General features: G+C 54.0%; 17 protein-coding genes. All 17 read right to left on the reverse strand.

Annotated elements, in window-relative coordinates; all coding sequences use genetic code 11:
* Window positions 1-243: carboxypeptidase-like regulatory domain-containing protein (locus KOO63_01870; GenBank protein MBU8920583.1), on the reverse strand; the 243-nt coding region annotated here is incomplete at its 3' end.
* 534 nt (window positions 244-777) lie between these two features.
* Window positions 778-1,410 carry a V-type ATP synthase subunit D gene (locus KOO63_01875; GenBank protein ID MBU8920584.1) on the reverse strand — a complete coding sequence of 211 codons (633 nt, stop codon included), beginning with the start codon at window positions 1,408-1,410 and terminating at the stop codon, window positions 778-780.
* Window positions 1,407-2,840: a V-type ATP synthase subunit B gene (locus KOO63_01880; protein MBU8920585.1), complete on the reverse strand. Its 1,434-nt coding sequence runs from the start codon at window positions 2,838-2,840 to the stop codon at window positions 1,407-1,409. The genes KOO63_01875 and KOO63_01880 overlap by 4 nt, the downstream gene beginning before the upstream one ends.
* A gap of 16 nt (window positions 2,841-2,856) precedes the next feature.
* On the reverse strand, window positions 2,857-4,641 hold the full coding sequence (locus tag KOO63_01885; protein MBU8920586.1) for a V-type ATP synthase subunit A: 1,785 nt from the start codon (window positions 4,639-4,641) through the stop codon (window positions 2,857-2,859).
* A gap of 32 nt (window positions 4,642-4,673) precedes the next feature.
* Entirely contained in the window at window positions 4,674-5,030 is a 357-nt protein-coding gene (locus tag KOO63_01890) for a hypothetical protein (GenBank protein ID MBU8920587.1), read from the reverse strand.
* A 20-nt stretch (window positions 5,031-5,050) separates the two neighbouring features.
* Complete coding sequence (locus KOO63_01895; GenBank protein ID MBU8920588.1) at window positions 5,051-6,013, reverse strand: V-type ATPase subunit; 963 nt, start codon at window positions 6,011-6,013, stop codon at window positions 5,051-5,053.
* Between the two features lie 16 nt (window positions 6,014-6,029).
* On the reverse strand, window positions 6,030-6,620 hold the full coding sequence (locus KOO63_01900; protein ID MBU8920589.1) for a V-type ATP synthase subunit E: 591 nt from the start codon (window positions 6,618-6,620) through the stop codon (window positions 6,030-6,032).
* A 34-nt stretch (window positions 6,621-6,654) separates the two neighbouring features.
* Window positions 6,655-7,125, reverse strand: coding sequence for a V-type ATP synthase subunit K (locus KOO63_01905; protein MBU8920590.1), 471 nt, complete (start codon window positions 7,123-7,125; stop codon window positions 6,655-6,657).
* A gap of 21 nt (window positions 7,126-7,146) precedes the next feature.
* On the reverse strand, window positions 7,147-9,120 hold the full coding sequence (locus KOO63_01910) for a hypothetical protein (protein ID MBU8920591.1): 1,974 nt from the start codon (window positions 9,118-9,120) through the stop codon (window positions 7,147-7,149).
* A gap of 37 nt (window positions 9,121-9,157) precedes the next feature.
* The gene (locus KOO63_01915; protein ID MBU8920592.1) at window positions 9,158-9,478 is read right to left on the reverse strand and encodes a hypothetical protein; all 321 of its coding nucleotides are present in this window, start codon (window positions 9,476-9,478) and stop codon (window positions 9,158-9,160) included.
* A 144-nt stretch (window positions 9,479-9,622) separates the two neighbouring features.
* Window positions 9,623-10,183: a DNA-3-methyladenine glycosylase I gene (locus KOO63_01920; GenBank protein ID MBU8920593.1), complete on the reverse strand. Its 561-nt coding sequence runs from the start codon at window positions 10,181-10,183 to the stop codon at window positions 9,623-9,625.
* A 139-nt stretch (window positions 10,184-10,322) separates the two neighbouring features.
* Window positions 10,323-11,531, reverse strand: a complete 1,209-nt coding sequence (locus KOO63_01925; protein MBU8920594.1) for an HDOD domain-containing protein — start codon at window positions 11,529-11,531, stop codon at window positions 10,323-10,325.
* Between the two features lie 263 nt (window positions 11,532-11,794).
* Window positions 11,795-12,769, reverse strand: a complete 975-nt coding sequence (locus tag KOO63_01930; GenBank protein MBU8920595.1) for an ATP-binding cassette domain-containing protein — start codon at window positions 12,767-12,769, stop codon at window positions 11,795-11,797.
* 19 nt (window positions 12,770-12,788) lie between these two features.
* On the reverse strand, window positions 12,789-13,763 hold the full coding sequence (locus tag KOO63_01935; protein ID MBU8920596.1) for an ABC transporter ATP-binding protein: 975 nt from the start codon (window positions 13,761-13,763) through the stop codon (window positions 12,789-12,791).
* Window positions 13,764-13,803: 40 nt separating this feature from the next.
* Entirely contained in the window at window positions 13,804-14,676 is an 873-nt protein-coding gene (locus tag KOO63_01940) for an ABC transporter permease (protein ID MBU8920597.1), read from the reverse strand.
* Window positions 14,673-15,650: an ABC transporter permease gene (locus tag KOO63_01945; GenBank protein ID MBU8920598.1), complete on the reverse strand. Its 978-nt coding sequence runs from the start codon at window positions 15,648-15,650 to the stop codon at window positions 14,673-14,675. Before KOO63_01945 ends, KOO63_01940 begins: the two co-directional genes overlap by 4 nt.
* Before the next feature lie 43 nt (window positions 15,651-15,693).
* Window positions 15,694-16,500: a lipoate--protein ligase family protein gene (locus KOO63_01950; GenBank protein MBU8920599.1), complete on the reverse strand. Its 807-nt coding sequence runs from the start codon at window positions 16,498-16,500 to the stop codon at window positions 15,694-15,696.
* Between the last annotated feature and the right edge of the window lie 80 nt (window positions 16,501-16,580).

Raw genomic sequence — 16,580 nt, forward strand, 5'->3', positions numbered from 1 at the left:
GACCTTGACTGTATAGGTGCCTGCAGGCACTCCGGTGATCAGAAACGAACCGTCTGTCAGTGTCATACCGCCCATCTTGGTGCCGACCAGAACGACGTTCGCGTACGGAAGAGCTTCACCGGTCTCGGCGACAGTCACCTTACCGGCCACCCTTCCGCTCTGTGCATAGGCGTTCGTGCTGCTCAGTGACAGGATAAGAACTGGCAGCAGTAACATAAACACAATGCCCGAGCGGATTTTCATCTTAAATCTCCTTGCCTGGTCCGAAAATATAGCGTACACCACAACCCACCAAACCGGACCCAACCATCGGTCGGCCGGCGGGATATCGGGTGCAAGGTTTCTGATACTCTCCTTTATTCCTCATGGATAATATAATTGTCCCCGCATTTACTGTCAAACAATTTGCCCCGGTCATGGAAAAAAGCTCCGGGTACCTCAGGGAAGCATTCCCGGATGGTTCTTCTCCATGCACCACCTCCGAAGCATATTTGAAATTAATAAAAATGTCCGTTGCGGGTGCAGCCCTGCTGCGACAATCGCGGGATTCCGAGATAAGACCCATAGTCGCACTCCTTTACCCGTAGCCGAAAAGATACAAGGGTACTGAAATCTCTGGTGGGGTAAAGAGACCAGGTGGGGTCTCAAAAAAGCAACCTGCAGAACGAGGTCCAAGGTAAATATACTCAGCATTCCGAAAAATGTCAAGACGGTTATCTGTCTGTCTCTGACCTGTTACTTCAACTCTTCGAAAAAAAATGCCTGCATCAGTGATGCCTACGCGCCCGATTCCCGGGCCTGGACCATATCCTTGATCTTCATCAAACGTGTCTGGGTGCTTCTCTCGGCTTCGCTGAGCTTGCTTTCGATGCTTCTGATAGATAGTTCGAGATCTGGGATGAGTACATATTCGAGAGCGTTCACCCTTCTGCGGGTCTTCTCCAGTTCCTCGGCCATCTTGAAGAGAGCGTTCTCCTTCCCGGCAAGTTTCATGAGGTCGGGAAAATGAACGAAAAGTTTTTCAAAAGCCAGATCGAGTTCTGAAGAAGTATTTTCCAGCTTGTATGAAGGATCACCCTCCGGGATAGTAAAAGAGAACTCCGGGATCTCGATACTCATCTCGTGCTTTCGCTCGATCTCCAGTTTCCCGGACTTTACCGTCAGCCCCAGGACATCTTCCATCGCCTGTTTTCCGGTGACGGACCGGCCGGCCAGATAATGCATATTGATATCGAGAAACTCCCTCTCCACATCACGGCGGAGCCCGGTTGTCTCACGGACAAGGCTGAAAAAATTCTGCATAAGCTTCTCCTGCTTGTTCTTGAGAAGCTTGTGTCCCCGGAGCGCCAGCTCGAGGCGGCGCTTGAGGCGCAGAAGCATCATCCTGTTGGGGTTGATCTTCTTATTCAATCCTTGTCCTCCGTATTCCCCGCGGACGCGGCCGGGGCGTCTTTCTTCGGGAGATACTTGTCGATCAGATCGTCACTGATCCGCTTTAACTCCGGTCTGGGAATCCCGCTGAGAAGATCCCAGCCTACCCCCAGGGTCTCTTCGATAGTCCTGTTCTCATCGAGTGCCTGGCTAACGAACCTGTCCTCGAATTTTTCGCCGAAGGCCATGTATGACCTGTCGGTATCTGTGAGTGCCGCTTCACCGAGCACGACGGCGAGCTCCTCGACTTCCTTGCTCCTGGCATATGAGGAAAACAACTGGTTGGCCACCTGCCCATGGTCGACCCTTGTACGGCCCTCCCCGACCCCCTTGTCCCTGAGTCTGGAAAGACTCGGCAGAACATCGATCGGCGGATATATACCCTTCCTGTGAAGGGACCGGTCAAGGATGATCTGTCCCTCAGTAATATACCCTGTAAGATCCGGGATCGGATGAGTCTTGTCGTCGTCGGGCATCGAAAGCACCGGGATCTGGGTAATGGACCCCTCGCGCACCTCGCCTTCCTTATCACCTTTCAGCAGGCCGGCTCGCTCATATATGGTCGAAAGGTCCGTGTAGAGATAACCGGGATATCCACGACGCCCGGGGATCTCCTTCCTTGCAACAGAGATCTCACGAAGCGCTTCGCAGTAGTTCGTCATATCGGTCATTATCACAAGGACGTGCATCCCACGTTCAAACGCGAGGTACTCGGCGGCTGTCAGCGCAGCTCTCGGAGTCGCGATGCGTTCGATCGTCGGATCGTTGGCCAGGTTGATAAAGAGGACTACCCGCTCCATCGCGCCAGTCTCCTGGAAATCGTGGATGAAGTAGTTCGCCTCCTCGAACGTGATACCCATTGCGGCGAATACGATCGCGAAAGGAGATTCGCTACGTGGAACAGATGCCTGCCTGGCGATCTGCGCGGCGAGTTCCGAATGCGGAAGCCCGAACCCTGAGAAGATCGGTAGCTTCTGCCCGCGGACAAGCGTGTTCAATCCATCGATAGCTGAGACCCCGGTCTGGATGAACTCCTGGGGATATATCCTGGCGTAGGGATTGATCGGGTTGCCGTTGATGTCGAGCATCTTCTCGGGGATGATGGCGGGGCCGTCATCTATCGGGCTTCCCAGACCATTGAATATCCTTCCGAGGATGTCGGGTGAGACGGCCAGTTCGAGTCCCTTTCCCAGAAAGCGTACTTTCGTCTTCGACACGTCGATTCCCCTGGTCCCCTCAAAGACCTGGACCAGTACCCGGTCACGATTGATCTCGAGCACCTTTCCCCGCCTCTGCTCACCATTGGGAAGCTCCACCTCGACGAGTTCCTCGTAGGTAGCATGATCGACTCCGGTAAGCACTACAAGCGGGCCTGTTATCTCTCCGATCGTGTTATATTCGGTAACCATCCGGATCCCTTCTTTCCTATGCCTCGACGTTCCTGGCCTCGACCGAACTCTCGGCCGTCTGTGTCTTGATATCTTCGAGGATCACGTCAAACTGACCGAGATCATCTTCCTTTATATGGCTCATCCTGGCGAGTTTCTCCCTCACCGGAAGATCAAGAAGTCTCCTCAGGGGCACCTTCTTTTCGAGTGCCTTCTCACAGGCACGGTGAAGTTCGATTATCACCTGGAACATCCTGAACTGTTTTTCCAGCCTTGTATATGCGTCGTCGGGATCGAAGGCCGACTGGTGAAGGAAATCCTCCCTGATATGTTTGGAAGTCTCCAGGACTATCCTGTCATTGTCGGAGAGCGAATCGAGTCCTACCAGCCTGACCAGTTCTTCGAGCTCTCCCTCTTTCTGGAGAAGTCCCATCGCCGTCACCCTCAACTGCTGCCACTGTTCCGACACTTCGTTTCTCATGTAGTCGGCGACGTTGTCGTGATAGAGCGAATAACTTGTCAGCCATCCGATGGCGGGAAAATGTCTCTTGAACGCCAGCGTGTCTTCGAGAGCCCAGAACACCTTCACTACCTTGAGAGTAGCCTGGACTACCGGGTCGGAAAGGTCTCCACCGGGGGGCGAGACCGCGCCGATCACCGAAAGCGTACCGGTACGCTCGTCGCTGCCCAGACATATCGTCCTGCCCGCTCTTTCATAGAAGTCCGCGATCCTCGAAGGCAGATAGGCGGGGTAGCCTTCCTCGCCGGGCATCTCCTCGAGCCGCCCGGACATCTCTCTCATCGCTTCGGCCCATCTCGAAGTCGAGTCGGCCAGCACAGCGACATCGTGCCCCATATCCCTGAAGTACTCGGCGATCGTGATCCCGGTGTAGACCGAGGCCTCTCTCGCCGCAACAGGCATGTTCGATGTGTTGGCGATCAACACGGTACGCTCCATCAGGGGCCTGTTGGTAGCGGGATCTATCAGCTCGGGGAATTCCTGAAGAACATCGGTCATCTCGTTCCCACGCTCACCACATCCCACATAGATGATGATATTGGCATCAGACCACTTGGCCAGCTGATGCTGGACGACAGTCTTGCCGGCGCCGAATGGGCCGGGGACCGTTGCTGTTCCACCCTTCGCTATCGGAAAGAGGGTGTCGATGACCCTCTGCCCTGTCACGAGCGGTCTGTCGGGAACGAGTTTGCGGGCGATCGGCCTCGGGATCCTCACGGGCCACTTGTGGTACATCCTGACATCCTGGACCTCGCCATCGGCCTCTATCTGCGCGATCACATCCTCGACGACATACGTGCCGGCCTTCGGAGCCTTGACGAGCTTTCCGGCCTTAAGTGTAGGCGGCACCATTATCAGGTGGTCCGTCAGTTCAGTCTCCCTGACCTTGCCGAGAAGGTCGCCCACCACGACATCCTGACCTTCCTTTATCTCCTCGTTGGGAGTGAACTCGAATTTCCTTTTTCTGTCGAGTCCGGGGACATTGATCCCCCTCGTTATATACGAACCAGCCTGCTTATAGATCTCATTCAGTGGCCTCTGGATGCCGTCGTAGATCGATGTGAGAAGACCGGGTCCCAGCTCTATACTGAGCGACTGCCCCGTCCCCACCACTTTCTCACCAGGGCCGAGGCCCGAAGTATCCTCGTACACCTGGATGAAGGCCTGGTCTCCGTGAAGCTCGATTATCTCTCCAATAAGCTCCCTGTCGCTGACCTTGACGACTTCGAACATCCTGGCTTCATCCATACCCTCGGCCACGATGAGTGGTCCTGATACCTTTATTATCCTTCCAGCACCCATATCCTTTTTTCTCCTTCTGGCCTGTCTATTTCTCAGTCCTTATCGTCGGCGCCCGAAATATCCTGCCCGACCGCCTTGATCACCGCGTCGCGCAGTTCCGCGAATGCTACTCCCTCGGGCTGCGGTTTTCCGTCTACCCACTTCGCCCCATGTATATCCGGGATCACGCTAATAACGGGAAATGTCCTCTGCGACCTCTTCTGTATTATTTCCCTGTATCTGTGAAAGACCTCCTCGGTGACGAGGATGATCCTGAATTCCTTCTGCAGGACCTCTCTGTATTTTTCGTCGGTCAGTTCCCCACCCTCGGTCTCATATACCTCACAGCCGAGGATCCGGAAATATTCCACCGAATCACAATTTCCGATTACTGCAATATTCCTGGCCATCCAGGTTCTCCCTGCCCTTTTCAGGCTGTCATCGCCTCTGTCTTTTCCAGCAACAGTTCCTCGGGCAACATGTTCAGCTTGCCCACCAGGAGGAGCCTGAGCAACCGCTCGTTCCTCTCGCGAAGCTGGAAGTGATATATAACGGGACCGATATCAAAGAAACGGTACCTGCTGTCTCCTAGGCGTTCGAGCATCTCCCTGTCGATCAGCACGTCGACCATCCACACGGTAGTCGTCAGACCGAGTCCCGCTGTTATGAGTCCCCTGTATTCCGTTGTCGTCAGATATGTGTACAATTCGTCCTCAGGCTCCCTGAACAGGGTCCTGAGTGTCTGGATATCGATACTGCCGCCAGATATCCATAGTGTATCTATCGCATCTTTCCTCAGGTCGATCCTTTTTAATCTGATAAATGTCCTGATATTGGCGAGGTCTATCCGGAAAGTGACATACATCCGTGCCGCTTTGCCGGGAGCCGTCTCCACAAGATACGCGAACTTCTCCGCCTCGCCCCTGCTCTCGACAGCCTGGGCGCCTCCCTCTTCTGATGCCTCCAGAAGTTTTTCGAGACAATTCTTCAGATGGTCGGGAAGATCGATCGCAGAACCGCCGCTCGCACCTTTTTCGATCACTTCATGAGAGACAAGGCCGAAGGGGTTATAGGCGGCATCGGCTCCGAGCGCCGCGGCCTTCACACCATGTGTGAGGTTGTCAAAATCAAACCCGGCCCTGAAGAAGCTCTCCACCCTGTCATCATTCAGAAGACTTGATAGAAGCTCCAGAAAAACAGTTTTCTCAGACTCTATTCCATCTTCGAACCGGTAGAGAGAATCCACCGGATCGAATCCCCGATAGAATTCTTTCACCGACACGAGCACGGAATCGACAGGTGCTCTCGCTATGCGCTGAAACCATGCTGCATCAGGCATCGAGGCCTCAAGTGCCCTGAGCCTCGCATTGATATATGTGTAGTCCTGCGCCAAAAGGCGTCCTCCTGAGTTATCCTTCGAAAAGCGTCGCTGCTATTCGCGGCTCGATCTTTTCCCGGAGCTGTTCGAACACGACGGCCAGTGACAGGTCAACGGCCCGCCTGCCTTCCCTCAACACTACCCCCCAGGCAAAATCACCCTTGTCGTCTGACAGCTCGAAACTACCTTCTCCTCTGAAACCGTCGCGGAGTTCACGCATGAACCCGTCGTCGAAAATGCCGACCTGTGAAGGAGCGACAACTATCTCTTCCTTACCCGACACGGCGCTTCCAAGGATCATGTTTTTCAGGATCTCTCTGCTTTCTTCCGGGGAAAGGGCTCCGATCTTCTTCTTCGCCTCGGCATAGACCGAATCGAGGATCTCCCGCTTCCGAGCGAGGATAGATTTTCTCAACTCAAGCTGTTCGCTTACGATGAGATGTTTCTCTTCCTCACCAGCCTTCTTTTCGGCATAGGCTTTCAGTTCTTCATCGAGGCGTGACGCCCGACCGGCAAATTCTTTTCTGACAGCGGCGCCTTCCTCACCTGCCCTGGCAAGGAGTTCTCCGGCTGCCACTTCAGCTTCCGTGTTTATTCTATCGAATATCTTTTCAATAGGCATTATCAGTCATCCTCCCGCCACCGTGGCGGCTCTGTCAACCAAGCGATATCTTCTGGAGCAGCAGGATCGTGCCCAGAAGCCCGAGTACGGCATAAGTCTCGACGATAACCGCGAAAACCATTCCCTTCCCGACTTCGCCGGGACGTTTCGCTACGAGACTGCACGCGGCAGAACAGACCTTACCCTGGTAGAGTCCCGACACCAGCCCCGTGATCGCCACCGGCAGCGCGGCGCCCAGCATAGCCAGGCCCGTTCCGACCGATATCGAACCGAGCTGGTCGACGGCCGGCAGCTTATTGATGATCATGAAGAGGGCAACGAGCCCATAGATACCCTGCGTGCCCGGAAGTGCCTGCAGGACCAGGAGGCTTCCGAATTTTCCGGGATCCTCGCTGACTACTCCGTTGGCCGCCTGACCCGCTACTCCCGTTCCGAGAGCGGAACCCGCACCAGCCAGGGCCGCCGCGAGTGCGGCTCCCAGGATTACAAGCATAAAGCCCAACATACTACTCTCCTTCCACGATACCTATGATCCATCGTCTGTTTTTTTAAGGATCGAATACTGCCTCTCACTTTTGAAAGGCTTGAACTCCCGTCCTCCCCCTGAAAAGAACTTTGAGAAGAACTCCAGATACTGAAGCCTGCCCGCATGTACGAACGCTCCGAGGGTGTTGACGGCAAGATTGAACGCATGGCCACCTATAAGGATGATGACCATAACGATGTAACCTGTGTAAAAAGGCATTCCCTTGACCATGGCTGCGATATCGTTTACCGCGATCGCGATGGCGCTTGTCGCCAGCCCGAGTGCAAGAAGCCTCGCGTAAGACAGGACGTCCCCAAAATATCCGATGACGTCGTAGAATTTTACCAGCCCGGTAAGTATTTTCTTTATGAACGATTTCTGATGCCTTCCTCCGGTGAGAAAGACTATGGCGGCTATGCCCAGTGCAGACCATTTGGCAATATTCAATATCCAGGACGGAACGCTTCCCCCCAGTATCCCCGCATAGCCGAGAGGCGCCAGCATGATCAGGAAGACTATCCATACCAGGTCGTCCAGGATCGCATCGAGAATGAGTCCGGCCTTGAACCTTGCCACCATCCTGATACCCATACCGAAGATCATGTGGACCAGTCCCATGATGAACGAGATATTGAGCATCTTCATCGGCTCCCTCAAAGGATCGATGAAGATGAACTGCCGTAACCACATGGGAAGATTATCGACTTTGATACCGAACATCCCACCAGCGATTATTCCGACGGCGGCCGTGACTATTCCACCCATGAAAAGGACCCTCATCAACAGTCCGACGCCACCCGCCGGTTTGAACCTGATGAGGATCAGGCCAGTCAGCAGGGCCAGTGTCAGGCCATACCCCGCATCGGTCAGGCACATCGCGAAAAAGAGCACAAAGAAAGGAGCCAGCAGCGGAGTCGGATCGAACTCCCGGTACACCGGCCTGCCGTACAATGTTGAAACAAATTCGTAAGGCCTCATTCCCGCGTTATTATCCAGGTGGATGGGAGGTTCCTCTTCGGGAAGCGGATCCCTGAAAGAGACTTCGACCTCTTCGAAACGAGACGACAGGCCTTTCTCCAGATTCTTCCTGTCTACCGCCCTCACCCAGCCTTCTACGATGAAGGTGCTTTCAGTCCTGTACAGATTCGACTCGACACGCCTCAGTCCCGCCTCTTCAGTGTAATGATCGATAAGAATACAAAGCCTGTCATATCCCTTCGCCAGTTCGTGAGCCCTGGCCTCCGCACTCTCGATCCTGTCCCCGAATTCTTTCCATTTACCTTCCTCGGATCTGATGATCTCCGAGGGGGTCCCTTCCAGATGTCCCCAGGAATGGTGATGAGCGCCGAGTTCCTTCATTGCCTCGAGAAGGGGGGGGATCTCTTCCTTCGATACGATTGCGGTCAGGTATATATTCCCGTCCATTCTCCTGTACTCGGTCAATTCGGAATACTGGAATTTCTCCCTGATCTCATCCAGACGCCCGCCCGAATTTTTTTCCTCCATTTTCCAGAGCTGCATCACATAACCGTCTGTCGAGAACCTGTCGAAAGGAACGTCCAGCCCCTTCCAGTACTGAAGCATCGAAACCGTCTCCCTGCTTCTGTCGAGTGCCTCCTTCATGGAACGCATCTCCAGCTGAAGAGCTGAACATTCCGAACTGATCTCTTCCACAGGAGATTCGGCCTCAAGAGACTCGGCCTCACCGGCTGAGACCACCAGCGGCCCCGCAGAAAGTTTTTCAAAGAAAGATGGCTTGTGCGCGTATGGCTCAAGGAACTCGAGTGTGGATACGGCAAGTTCCAGTCTCGACTCGAGTCCCCTGAGGGCATCTTCGTCCAGCTGGATAGTATTATCCTCTATCGTGACATCGGTGACCTCAATGACACCCGACTCGCGAAGAAATCTTTTTATATCATCCCTGATGGCTGAATGACCCAGAAGCTGCATCTTCAGCATTCGGCTTATGCCCAAGCTGAACTCCTCCCGCTCTCAAAGGACATCCGAGTCCCTACAATCCTTTGTGGAACTCCTCTATAATCATATCGACGACTTCCCGGCGTTTCCCTTCAGCGCCTTTTCCCAAACTGTCGATGGTCTCGACATTGGATGCTCTGAGTTCACCGATTTTTTTCTGTGCATTTTCTCTGGCACTCGCGATCATCGTGCGCTTCAGTTCGTTTCCCTCTATCCTGGTATCTTCGAGAAGCTTTTCGCCCTCTTCCTTGGCCTGATCCACGATTCGGGATGCTTCGGATCCGGCCTCGGCAATCCGCTTTTTTGCATCCCCTTCTCTTTCCCTTATCGAATCGAGGTGCTCTTTGACCATCATCAACTCCCTGCTGAATCAGCTGGCCGCGGACCTTCCCACAACCACATTATTATTTTCAGACTCCGCATAATACTATAAATAGCATTTCGTCCCAAGTAAAAGATTCTTGAGACAATAATCAGTGACTCACGACCAGACTTATATTCAGATCTCCCTGTACCTGAAGCAGGTTGTAAGGTGATCATTCACCATCCCGGCCGCCTGCATGAACGCATAGCAGATCACAGGGCCGACAAACTTGAACCCGCGTTTCTTCATGTCTTTGCTCATGGCCCTGGACTCATCGCTTTCGGCGGGGATATCTTTTTCCATCTTCCAGGCGTTCTTTAATGTCCTTCCATCTGTAAACTGCCAGATGTACCGGTCGAAGCTGCCGAATTCTTCCTGTACGAGGAGCATAGACCTTGCGTTATGGACTGCCGAACCCACCTTCTGCCTGTTCCTGATTATCCCCTCATCGGTAAGAAGGGCCTCGATCTTCTTTTCAGTGTATTTCGCTACTTTGACAGGATCGAACCCGTCGAAAGCCTTCCTGTACCCCTCTCTTCTCTTCAACACGGTCAGCCAGCTCAATCCTGCCTGAGCGGCGTCCAGGACCAGGAATTCGAACAATTTTATATCATCATGCTGGGGGACCCCCCACTCGGAATCATGATATTCGGTCAAAAGGGGATGGGTCTCCGCCCAGTCGCATCGCTTCTTCATACTTTGCGGTCCTTTCATCTTTCCTGCCTTGTCCAGGGTCTCCTTTACCGGGCACTGTTTTCACAGGCCTGTGTCAAGGACCGAAAAAGGATATCATCTGAATAAATTGAAGACAAGAAGCTAATGAGACAGATTCCCATCAGGCACCAGTGATCGAGCTGGCTTCGGTCGCCCAGTCGAGTGCCTCCAGATATGCATCGTTGAGTTTTTCCGCCTTAAAGGAACTATCCTCGAAGTTCTCCCAGTTCCAGTGCTCATAATCCAGCACATACTCGAGTGTTTCCCCGAGGACACCTTCATTGTCCAGGATCGCGGCCTTAACGTTGTGCCCCAGAGGAAGGAGCTCCAGGATGTCTTTCATCGGTCTTTTGAGCATCGCCTCCAGGACCGAGAACAGGCCGACCATGAATCCGGTCCCTCCCAGTTCCACATCGATCGACCGGGTCAGGGTCTCGCACATCTTTCCCCTTACCATCGCTATCCTGATAAGCTCTTCGGGATGTCCCTCCATCCTCGAAAGCAGGAGAATGCTGAGCCAGGACCTGATCTTTTCAATACCGAGCATGATGAGCGCTTCCTGGATCGAATCGATCTCCCTCGGAAGGGTATAATATGCGGAGTTGATCAACCTGAGCAGCATATAGCTAAGCGATACGTCCTGCTTCACTATCTCTCCGATCTCTTCAAAATTCACATTCTTACCCTGCAGCCGGGCAAGCAGTCTCATGACCATGAGGGTAGACGCCGGCATAGACTGGCCTGTGATTATCTTCGGCTTCTCGAGAAAGAAACCCTGATAGTAGTCGAATCCATGTTTAGCACAGTATTCGTACTCCTCCATCGTCTCGATCTTCTCGGCGAGGATCTTGACTCCATGCGACCTGAGTTTTCGGACGCATCCGGTAAGTTCTGCCGCCCTGATCTGCCGCAGATCGACTTTTGCCACCCAGGCAATATCGAGAAGAGGTTCTTTCCCGTCAGGATCGACGATGTCGTCCAGGGCTATCTTGAATCCCTGGTCGCGAAGATCACGCACAGACTCGATTACCTGGTCATCGACCTCGATGTCTTCCAGTACCTCGATCACGACCTTGGCAGGGGGAAGAGGAATGGGATGCTCGCCTGTCAGAAACCCCCTTGGAAAATTTATAAACGCGAGTTTTCTGCCGACCAGGTTCTCCAGGCCTATATCCACGAAGGTATTCATGATCACATTCGACACGGCACTTTCACCATCGGAGAACTGCGCAGTCTGGGCGTCTCCCCTGTGCCTGTAGAGGAGTTCATACCCGATCACCTTGAGTTTCCTGTTATAAATTGGTTGTCTGCCCACGAAGACGTCCGACACTATCGCCTCCCCGAAAACCGGCTTCATACAGACCGGGATCAGATCCGGCCTGATGCTGTTGAGATTCGAACTGCCGCTACTGAGATCAGAGCTGCCTCATCCAGGATCAGGAATGACACAGCGCGGCCCTTCTCTTGACTTATCCTCGGCATTTACAGAAAATAATTGAGGTTAAAAGGCAGATCGCTGTCATGATCAAGTTCGCTTCTTCATCACATGTCGACCTTTTCAATTTACTCTGTCAGACTTTGTGTGAATCGAATTCACTCGTGGAGCCAGCAGCTGACCGACCTTTTACCGTCGATCTTTTTCAGTGAGGGGATATCCTTCCGGCACCTTGGCATTGCATCAGGGCACCTCGTATGGAATGCGCAGCCCGGCGGGACATCGAGCGGACTGGGAACATCACCACGGATGAAGGCCTTCATCTTCCCGCTCACGGGAACCGGTTTCGGGATCGAATCGAGAAGTCCTCGTGTGTAAGGATGAAGCGGCTCCCTGAAGATATCTGCCGAATCAGCCTCTTCCACGATCCTGCCGAGATACATGACGGCCACCCTGTCACTGACATGTTTGACGACTCCAAGGTCGTGGGCGACGAACAGGTATGTCAGGCCCATACTTTCCTGAAGGTCTTTCATGAGATTGATGATCTGCGCCTGAACCGACACGTCGAGGGCCGAGACCGGTTCGTCGGCAATGATTATATCGGGCTGTACTGCCAGCGCCCTGGCAATACCGATCCGCTGTCTCTGCCCGCCGGAGAATTCGTGTGGATACCTGCCTGACACCGACGGCTGGAGGCCGACCCGGGACAGCAGTTCCCTGACCTTCTCATCCACTTCCCTTCCTCTGGCCAGGCCATGGATCCTGATCCCCTCTCCGATCGTGGAACCCACGCTGAGCCGGGGATTGAGTGAGGAATAAGGATCCTGGAAAATCATCTGTATCCTGCGTCTGGCCTTTCTGAGTTCCCTGCCCCTGAGAGCCAGAAAATCGATACCATCGATCTCTATCGTACCCGACTCAGGTTCTTCCAGTCTGATAAGTACACGTGATAAGGTTGTCTTGCCACAGCCCGACTCTCCGACCAGCCCAAGTGTCGTTCCCCGTTCCAGCCTGATATCGACTCCATCTACGGCCCTGACGATCCCCTTGTTGCGAGAAAAAAGTCCGTACGAAGCCCTGAAATATTTCCTGACCCCTTCCGCCTTCAAGATCAGCTCTCTACCGCTCATATGACCTTTCCGTTATCCGTCACGTGGTCTCACCAGACAACCAGCAACGGGAGAAATGCCCGTCTCCCGTATCGAACATCGGGGGCTCCTCCCGGAGACACCGGTCTATTCTTTTCGAACACCGGTCGCTGAACCTGCAACCAGCCGGCATCCGGAGAGGGTCAGGCACCCTGCCCGGTATCACATCGAGTCTTTCAACATCGATATCAAGCCTCGGTATGGAGGCCATCAGACCTTCGGTATAGGGATGTTCCGGCCGGGAAAAAAGATCACTCACGGAAGCATTCTCCACGATGACCCCGGCATACATGACCATAACACGTTCGACCATCTGGGCCACTACCGAAAGATCATGTGTGATCAGCAGCACCGACATCTCCATCTCTTCTCGAAGATCAAGGAGAAGTTCCATGATCTGAGCCTGAACAGATACATCGAGGGCGGTGCTCGGTTCGTCGGCTATCAGCAGCCTCGGCTGACAGCTCAGAGCCATCGCTATCATCACCCTCTGTCTCATACCTCCGCTCATCTGGTGGGGGTAGTCGCTGTAGCGTTTCTCCGGATCAGGGATCCTGACCAGCCGCAGCATCTCCACGGCTTTCGCCCTGCTGTCCTTCCTCCCCAGTCCCTGATGAAGACTGATCGCCTCACGTATCTGTTCTCCGCATGTGAATACAGGGTTGAGGCTCGACAATGGTTCCTGGAAGACAATCGAGATATCATTTCCACGGATCCGGCGCATCTCCTTCGCGGTCAGGGTCAGAAGATCCCTGCCATCAAGAATGACCGATCCCGCTGTGATCCTTCCCGGGGGATCGGAGATCAACCTCATGATCGATAACGCGGTGACGCTCTTTCCACAACCCGATTCGCCCACCAGCCCCACAGCCTCACCCTTACCGATCACAAAACTGACATCGTCCACAGCACATGCCGGACCATCTTCGGTCATGAACTCGGTCCTGAGGCCCGTTACTTCAAGAAGGTTTTCCATAGATTCCGCTTCAGCGCTCCTCTGCCGATCATCCGGCTTTTCATGTAAACTGTACAGGATCGAACGAATCTTTCAACCCGTCGCCCAGAAGGTTGTACCCGATGACTGTAGCAATAATAGCTATACCTGGAAAAGTAGAAATCCACCAGGCATTGAGCAGGACATCTCTTCCCTCGAACACCATCTGTCCCCAGCTCGGTGTCGGAGGTGGCACACCCAACCCCAGAAAACTGAGCGCCGCCTCGATCAGTATTATTCCGCCGATACGAAGAGTGGCCGATATGATCATGACCGTTATTGTATTCGGAAGGAGATGCCTGAAGATGATCCTTCTACTGCCCGCGCCCAGAGATTCCGCCGCAATGATGAAATCCTTGTTCCTCAGGGACAATATCTGCCCCCTGACGAGCCGGGCTGTACCCATCCAGCTCGTCGCGCCCAGAAGGACTATCATAAGAAGGACTGACCTCGAAAAGAGAGCAATGCATGTTAAAAGGAGAAAGATCCTCGGTATAGCCATAAGCGCGTCTACAGTCCGCATGATCACCGAATCCACGATTCCCCCGGCATAACCGGCAACAGCCCCGACCAGCGCACCGATGACGACAGCTATCACTACAGCCAGGAGACTTACAGTCAGCGATATCCTCGACCCGTAGAAGACCCTCGACATCACGTCCCTTCCAAATTTATCAGTGCCGAGAGGGTGCGCCATGGACGGAGGATTATGCCGCATGGCCGGAAGATCCCCGTGCTGGACAGGATCGCATGGACTTATTACCGGGGCCAGCAACGCCATCGCGTAGAGACAAAGGACGATCACCGCACCTGCCATACCCATCCTGTTTCGCCTGAACCTCGACCATCCGGACGACCAGAGGCTGTTTCCACTGTTCAGGTCTTCAGCCTTCATCGCCCCCTCCTTCCCGTCGAGATCCTGGGATCCAGCAAGGCGTACCCTGTGTCAGCCAGAAGATTACCGAGGATGACCATCACGGCTACTACGAAATTGATCGCCAGCACGACCGGGTAGTCACGCGAATATATGGCATCGACCATCAGCCCACCCATTCCGGGCCATGAAAATATCTTCTCGACAATGACTGCTCCACCGAGCAGAAAAGGAAGACTCAGCCCCAGTATTGTCACAACCGGGATCGCCGCGTTCCTGAAGGCGTGCTTCATCAGCACCCGTCCCTCGGGAAGCCCCTTGGCTCTGGCTGTCCGAATATAGTCCTCCTTCAGGACATCGAGCATGCTTCCCCTCATATACCTGGCAAGCCCCGCCGCCGAAGCCACACCGAGGACAAAAGCCGGAAGGATGAGGTGTGATAACCTGTCAGCAGACAATTGCAACCCACTCAGACCTGAGACATCCAGTGATTGCATATGTGAAGAGGGCAGTACGCCCAGCTTGAGCGAGAAAAAAAGTATCAGCATAAGCGCGAGCCAGAACGATGGAACAGAATATAAAAAGAGTGAGATGACAGTGGTCAGCCTGTCGAACACCGAATATCTGCGTGCCGCGGAAACCATCCCCAGCATTATTCCAATGACCATATAAAGGAAGAGAGATGCGACAGTGAGTCTCAATGTGTTCGGTATAGCAATTCTCAGCAATTCGCCGACAGGCCTGTTGTATCTCAGGCTCGTCCCGAAGTCGCCCTTCACAAAGCTGCCCGCCCAGCGGAAATACTGTTCCATAACGGGACGATCGAGTCCCAGTTGTTCTCTCATCATCCGAACGGTCTCCGGAGAAATGTCGGGATGGTCGTAACGGGCCATAGGATCGCCGGGCGCGAGATGCATAAGGAAAAATGTGATCGTCAGAACGATCCAGATCAGCAGAAGGGATTGAAGAGATCTCCTGATTAAATACGCGACCATCAGCCCACCTCCTCCGATTTTATCTGATCTGTGAAGGTTGCCATTATCCTGTTCCTTCTGATCTTTCCTGCTCCATGAATTCCGCTGCCTTCGTTTTCGCCCCGGAGGCGATCTTCGTCAGCCCCTCCCCGGATATCGACATTTCGTCGAATCCGATCCCGAAGACGCCCGCGAACGAATCGATGAGGGCCTTCCTGACAGGCACATCCACATCGGTGTTGCCGGTCTCCTCCTCGACACTCGTTATCATCGAAGAGATGTCTTTCCAGTCACCCTTAAGATAATCCACTATCCCGTCCGAAGCGGGTCGCAGGAGAATCGATCCGTGCTGCAGAAAGGCCGAGGCCGTCCTGCGCTGGGCACTTCCCATGATCTTCCGCCCCCCCACACTCACCTCGTGGCGGCTGGTCGAGACAAGGCAGGGCGAGCTGTGACTCTCCCCCCGGGAAAAAGGTCTGCCATTCGATATCCCGGCATCGACACCGACACTTTTCAAGGCGTTGACAATAGCTTTCGATATGTCGAGAAATGTCTTCTGGAGTCCCCCCGGGAAAAAGGGCGGACCGAGAGGGGCCGTGACACTGTATGTCAATTCTCCGGCATGGAGAAGAGCTCTCCCTCCGGTGATCCTCCTCACGAGGTCGATGCCATCGCGGGCCAGCGATCCCATATCGACGATCCGCACGGGATCCTGATGAAACCCGATTGTGACGGCTGGCGGCGAAAACGAATAAAGGCGGAGAACGGGCGACACGTGCCCGTTTTCCGCCTTATCAAGCAGATATTCGTCGACCGCCATGTTGACGGCGCCGCTGAAAGCTTTGTCATCGATGAGAGACCATCTCTTCATCAGGCCTGCTCTCCCTGTCGCAAGTCCGCGAAAGCTTCATCAAGCCGTCTGATCCGGGCATCATGGCTGCCTGGTCTCAA

This window comes from Candidatus Latescibacterota bacterium, assembly GCA_019038625.1.
In the GTDB taxonomy this organism is placed as follows: domain Bacteria; phylum Krumholzibacteriota; class Krumholzibacteriia; order Krumholzibacteriales; family Krumholzibacteriaceae; genus JAGLYV01.

Excerpts from the sequence above, each read along its gene's own strand:
- KOO63_01935 (MBU8920596.1), bottom strand. The coding sequence starts at position 13,763 with ATGGAAAACCTTCTTGAAGTAACGGGCCTCAGGACCGAGTTCATGACC.
- KOO63_01945 (MBU8920598.1), bottom strand. The coding sequence starts at position 15,650 with ATGGTCGCGTATTTAATCAGGAGATCTCTTCAATCCCTTCTGCTGATC.
- KOO63_01880 (MBU8920585.1), bottom strand. The coding sequence starts at position 2,840 with ATGGTTACCGAATATAACACGATCGGAGAGATAACAGGCCCGCTTGTA.
- KOO63_01940 (MBU8920597.1), bottom strand. The coding sequence starts at position 14,676 with ATGAAGGCTGAAGACCTGAACAGTGGAAACAGCCTCTGGTCGTCCGGA.
- KOO63_01890 (MBU8920587.1), bottom strand. The coding sequence starts at position 5,030 with ATGGCCAGGAATATTGCAGTAATCGGAAATTGTGATTCGGTGGAATAT.
- KOO63_01900 (MBU8920589.1), bottom strand. The coding sequence starts at position 6,620 with ATGCCTATTGAAAAGATATTCGATAGAATAAACACGGAAGCTGAAGTG.
- KOO63_01915 (MBU8920592.1), bottom strand. The coding sequence starts at position 9,478 with ATGATGGTCAAAGAGCACCTCGATTCGATAAGGGAAAGAGAAGGGGAT.
- KOO63_01930 (MBU8920595.1), bottom strand. The coding sequence starts at position 12,769 with ATGAGCGGTAGAGAGCTGATCTTGAAGGCGGAAGGGGTCAGGAAATAT.
- KOO63_01950 (MBU8920599.1), bottom strand. The coding sequence starts at position 16,500 with ATGAAGAGATGGTCTCTCATCGATGACAAAGCTTTCAGCGGCGCCGTC.
- KOO63_01920 (MBU8920593.1), bottom strand. The coding sequence starts at position 10,183 with ATGAAGAAGCGATGCGACTGGGCGGAGACCCATCCCCTTTTGACCGAA.
- KOO63_01905 (MBU8920590.1), bottom strand. The coding sequence starts at position 7,125 with ATGTTGGGCTTTATGCTTGTAATCCTGGGAGCCGCACTCGCGGCGGCC.
- KOO63_01885 (MBU8920586.1), bottom strand. The coding sequence starts at position 4,641 with ATGGGTGCTGGAAGGATAATAAAGGTATCAGGACCACTCATCGTGGCC.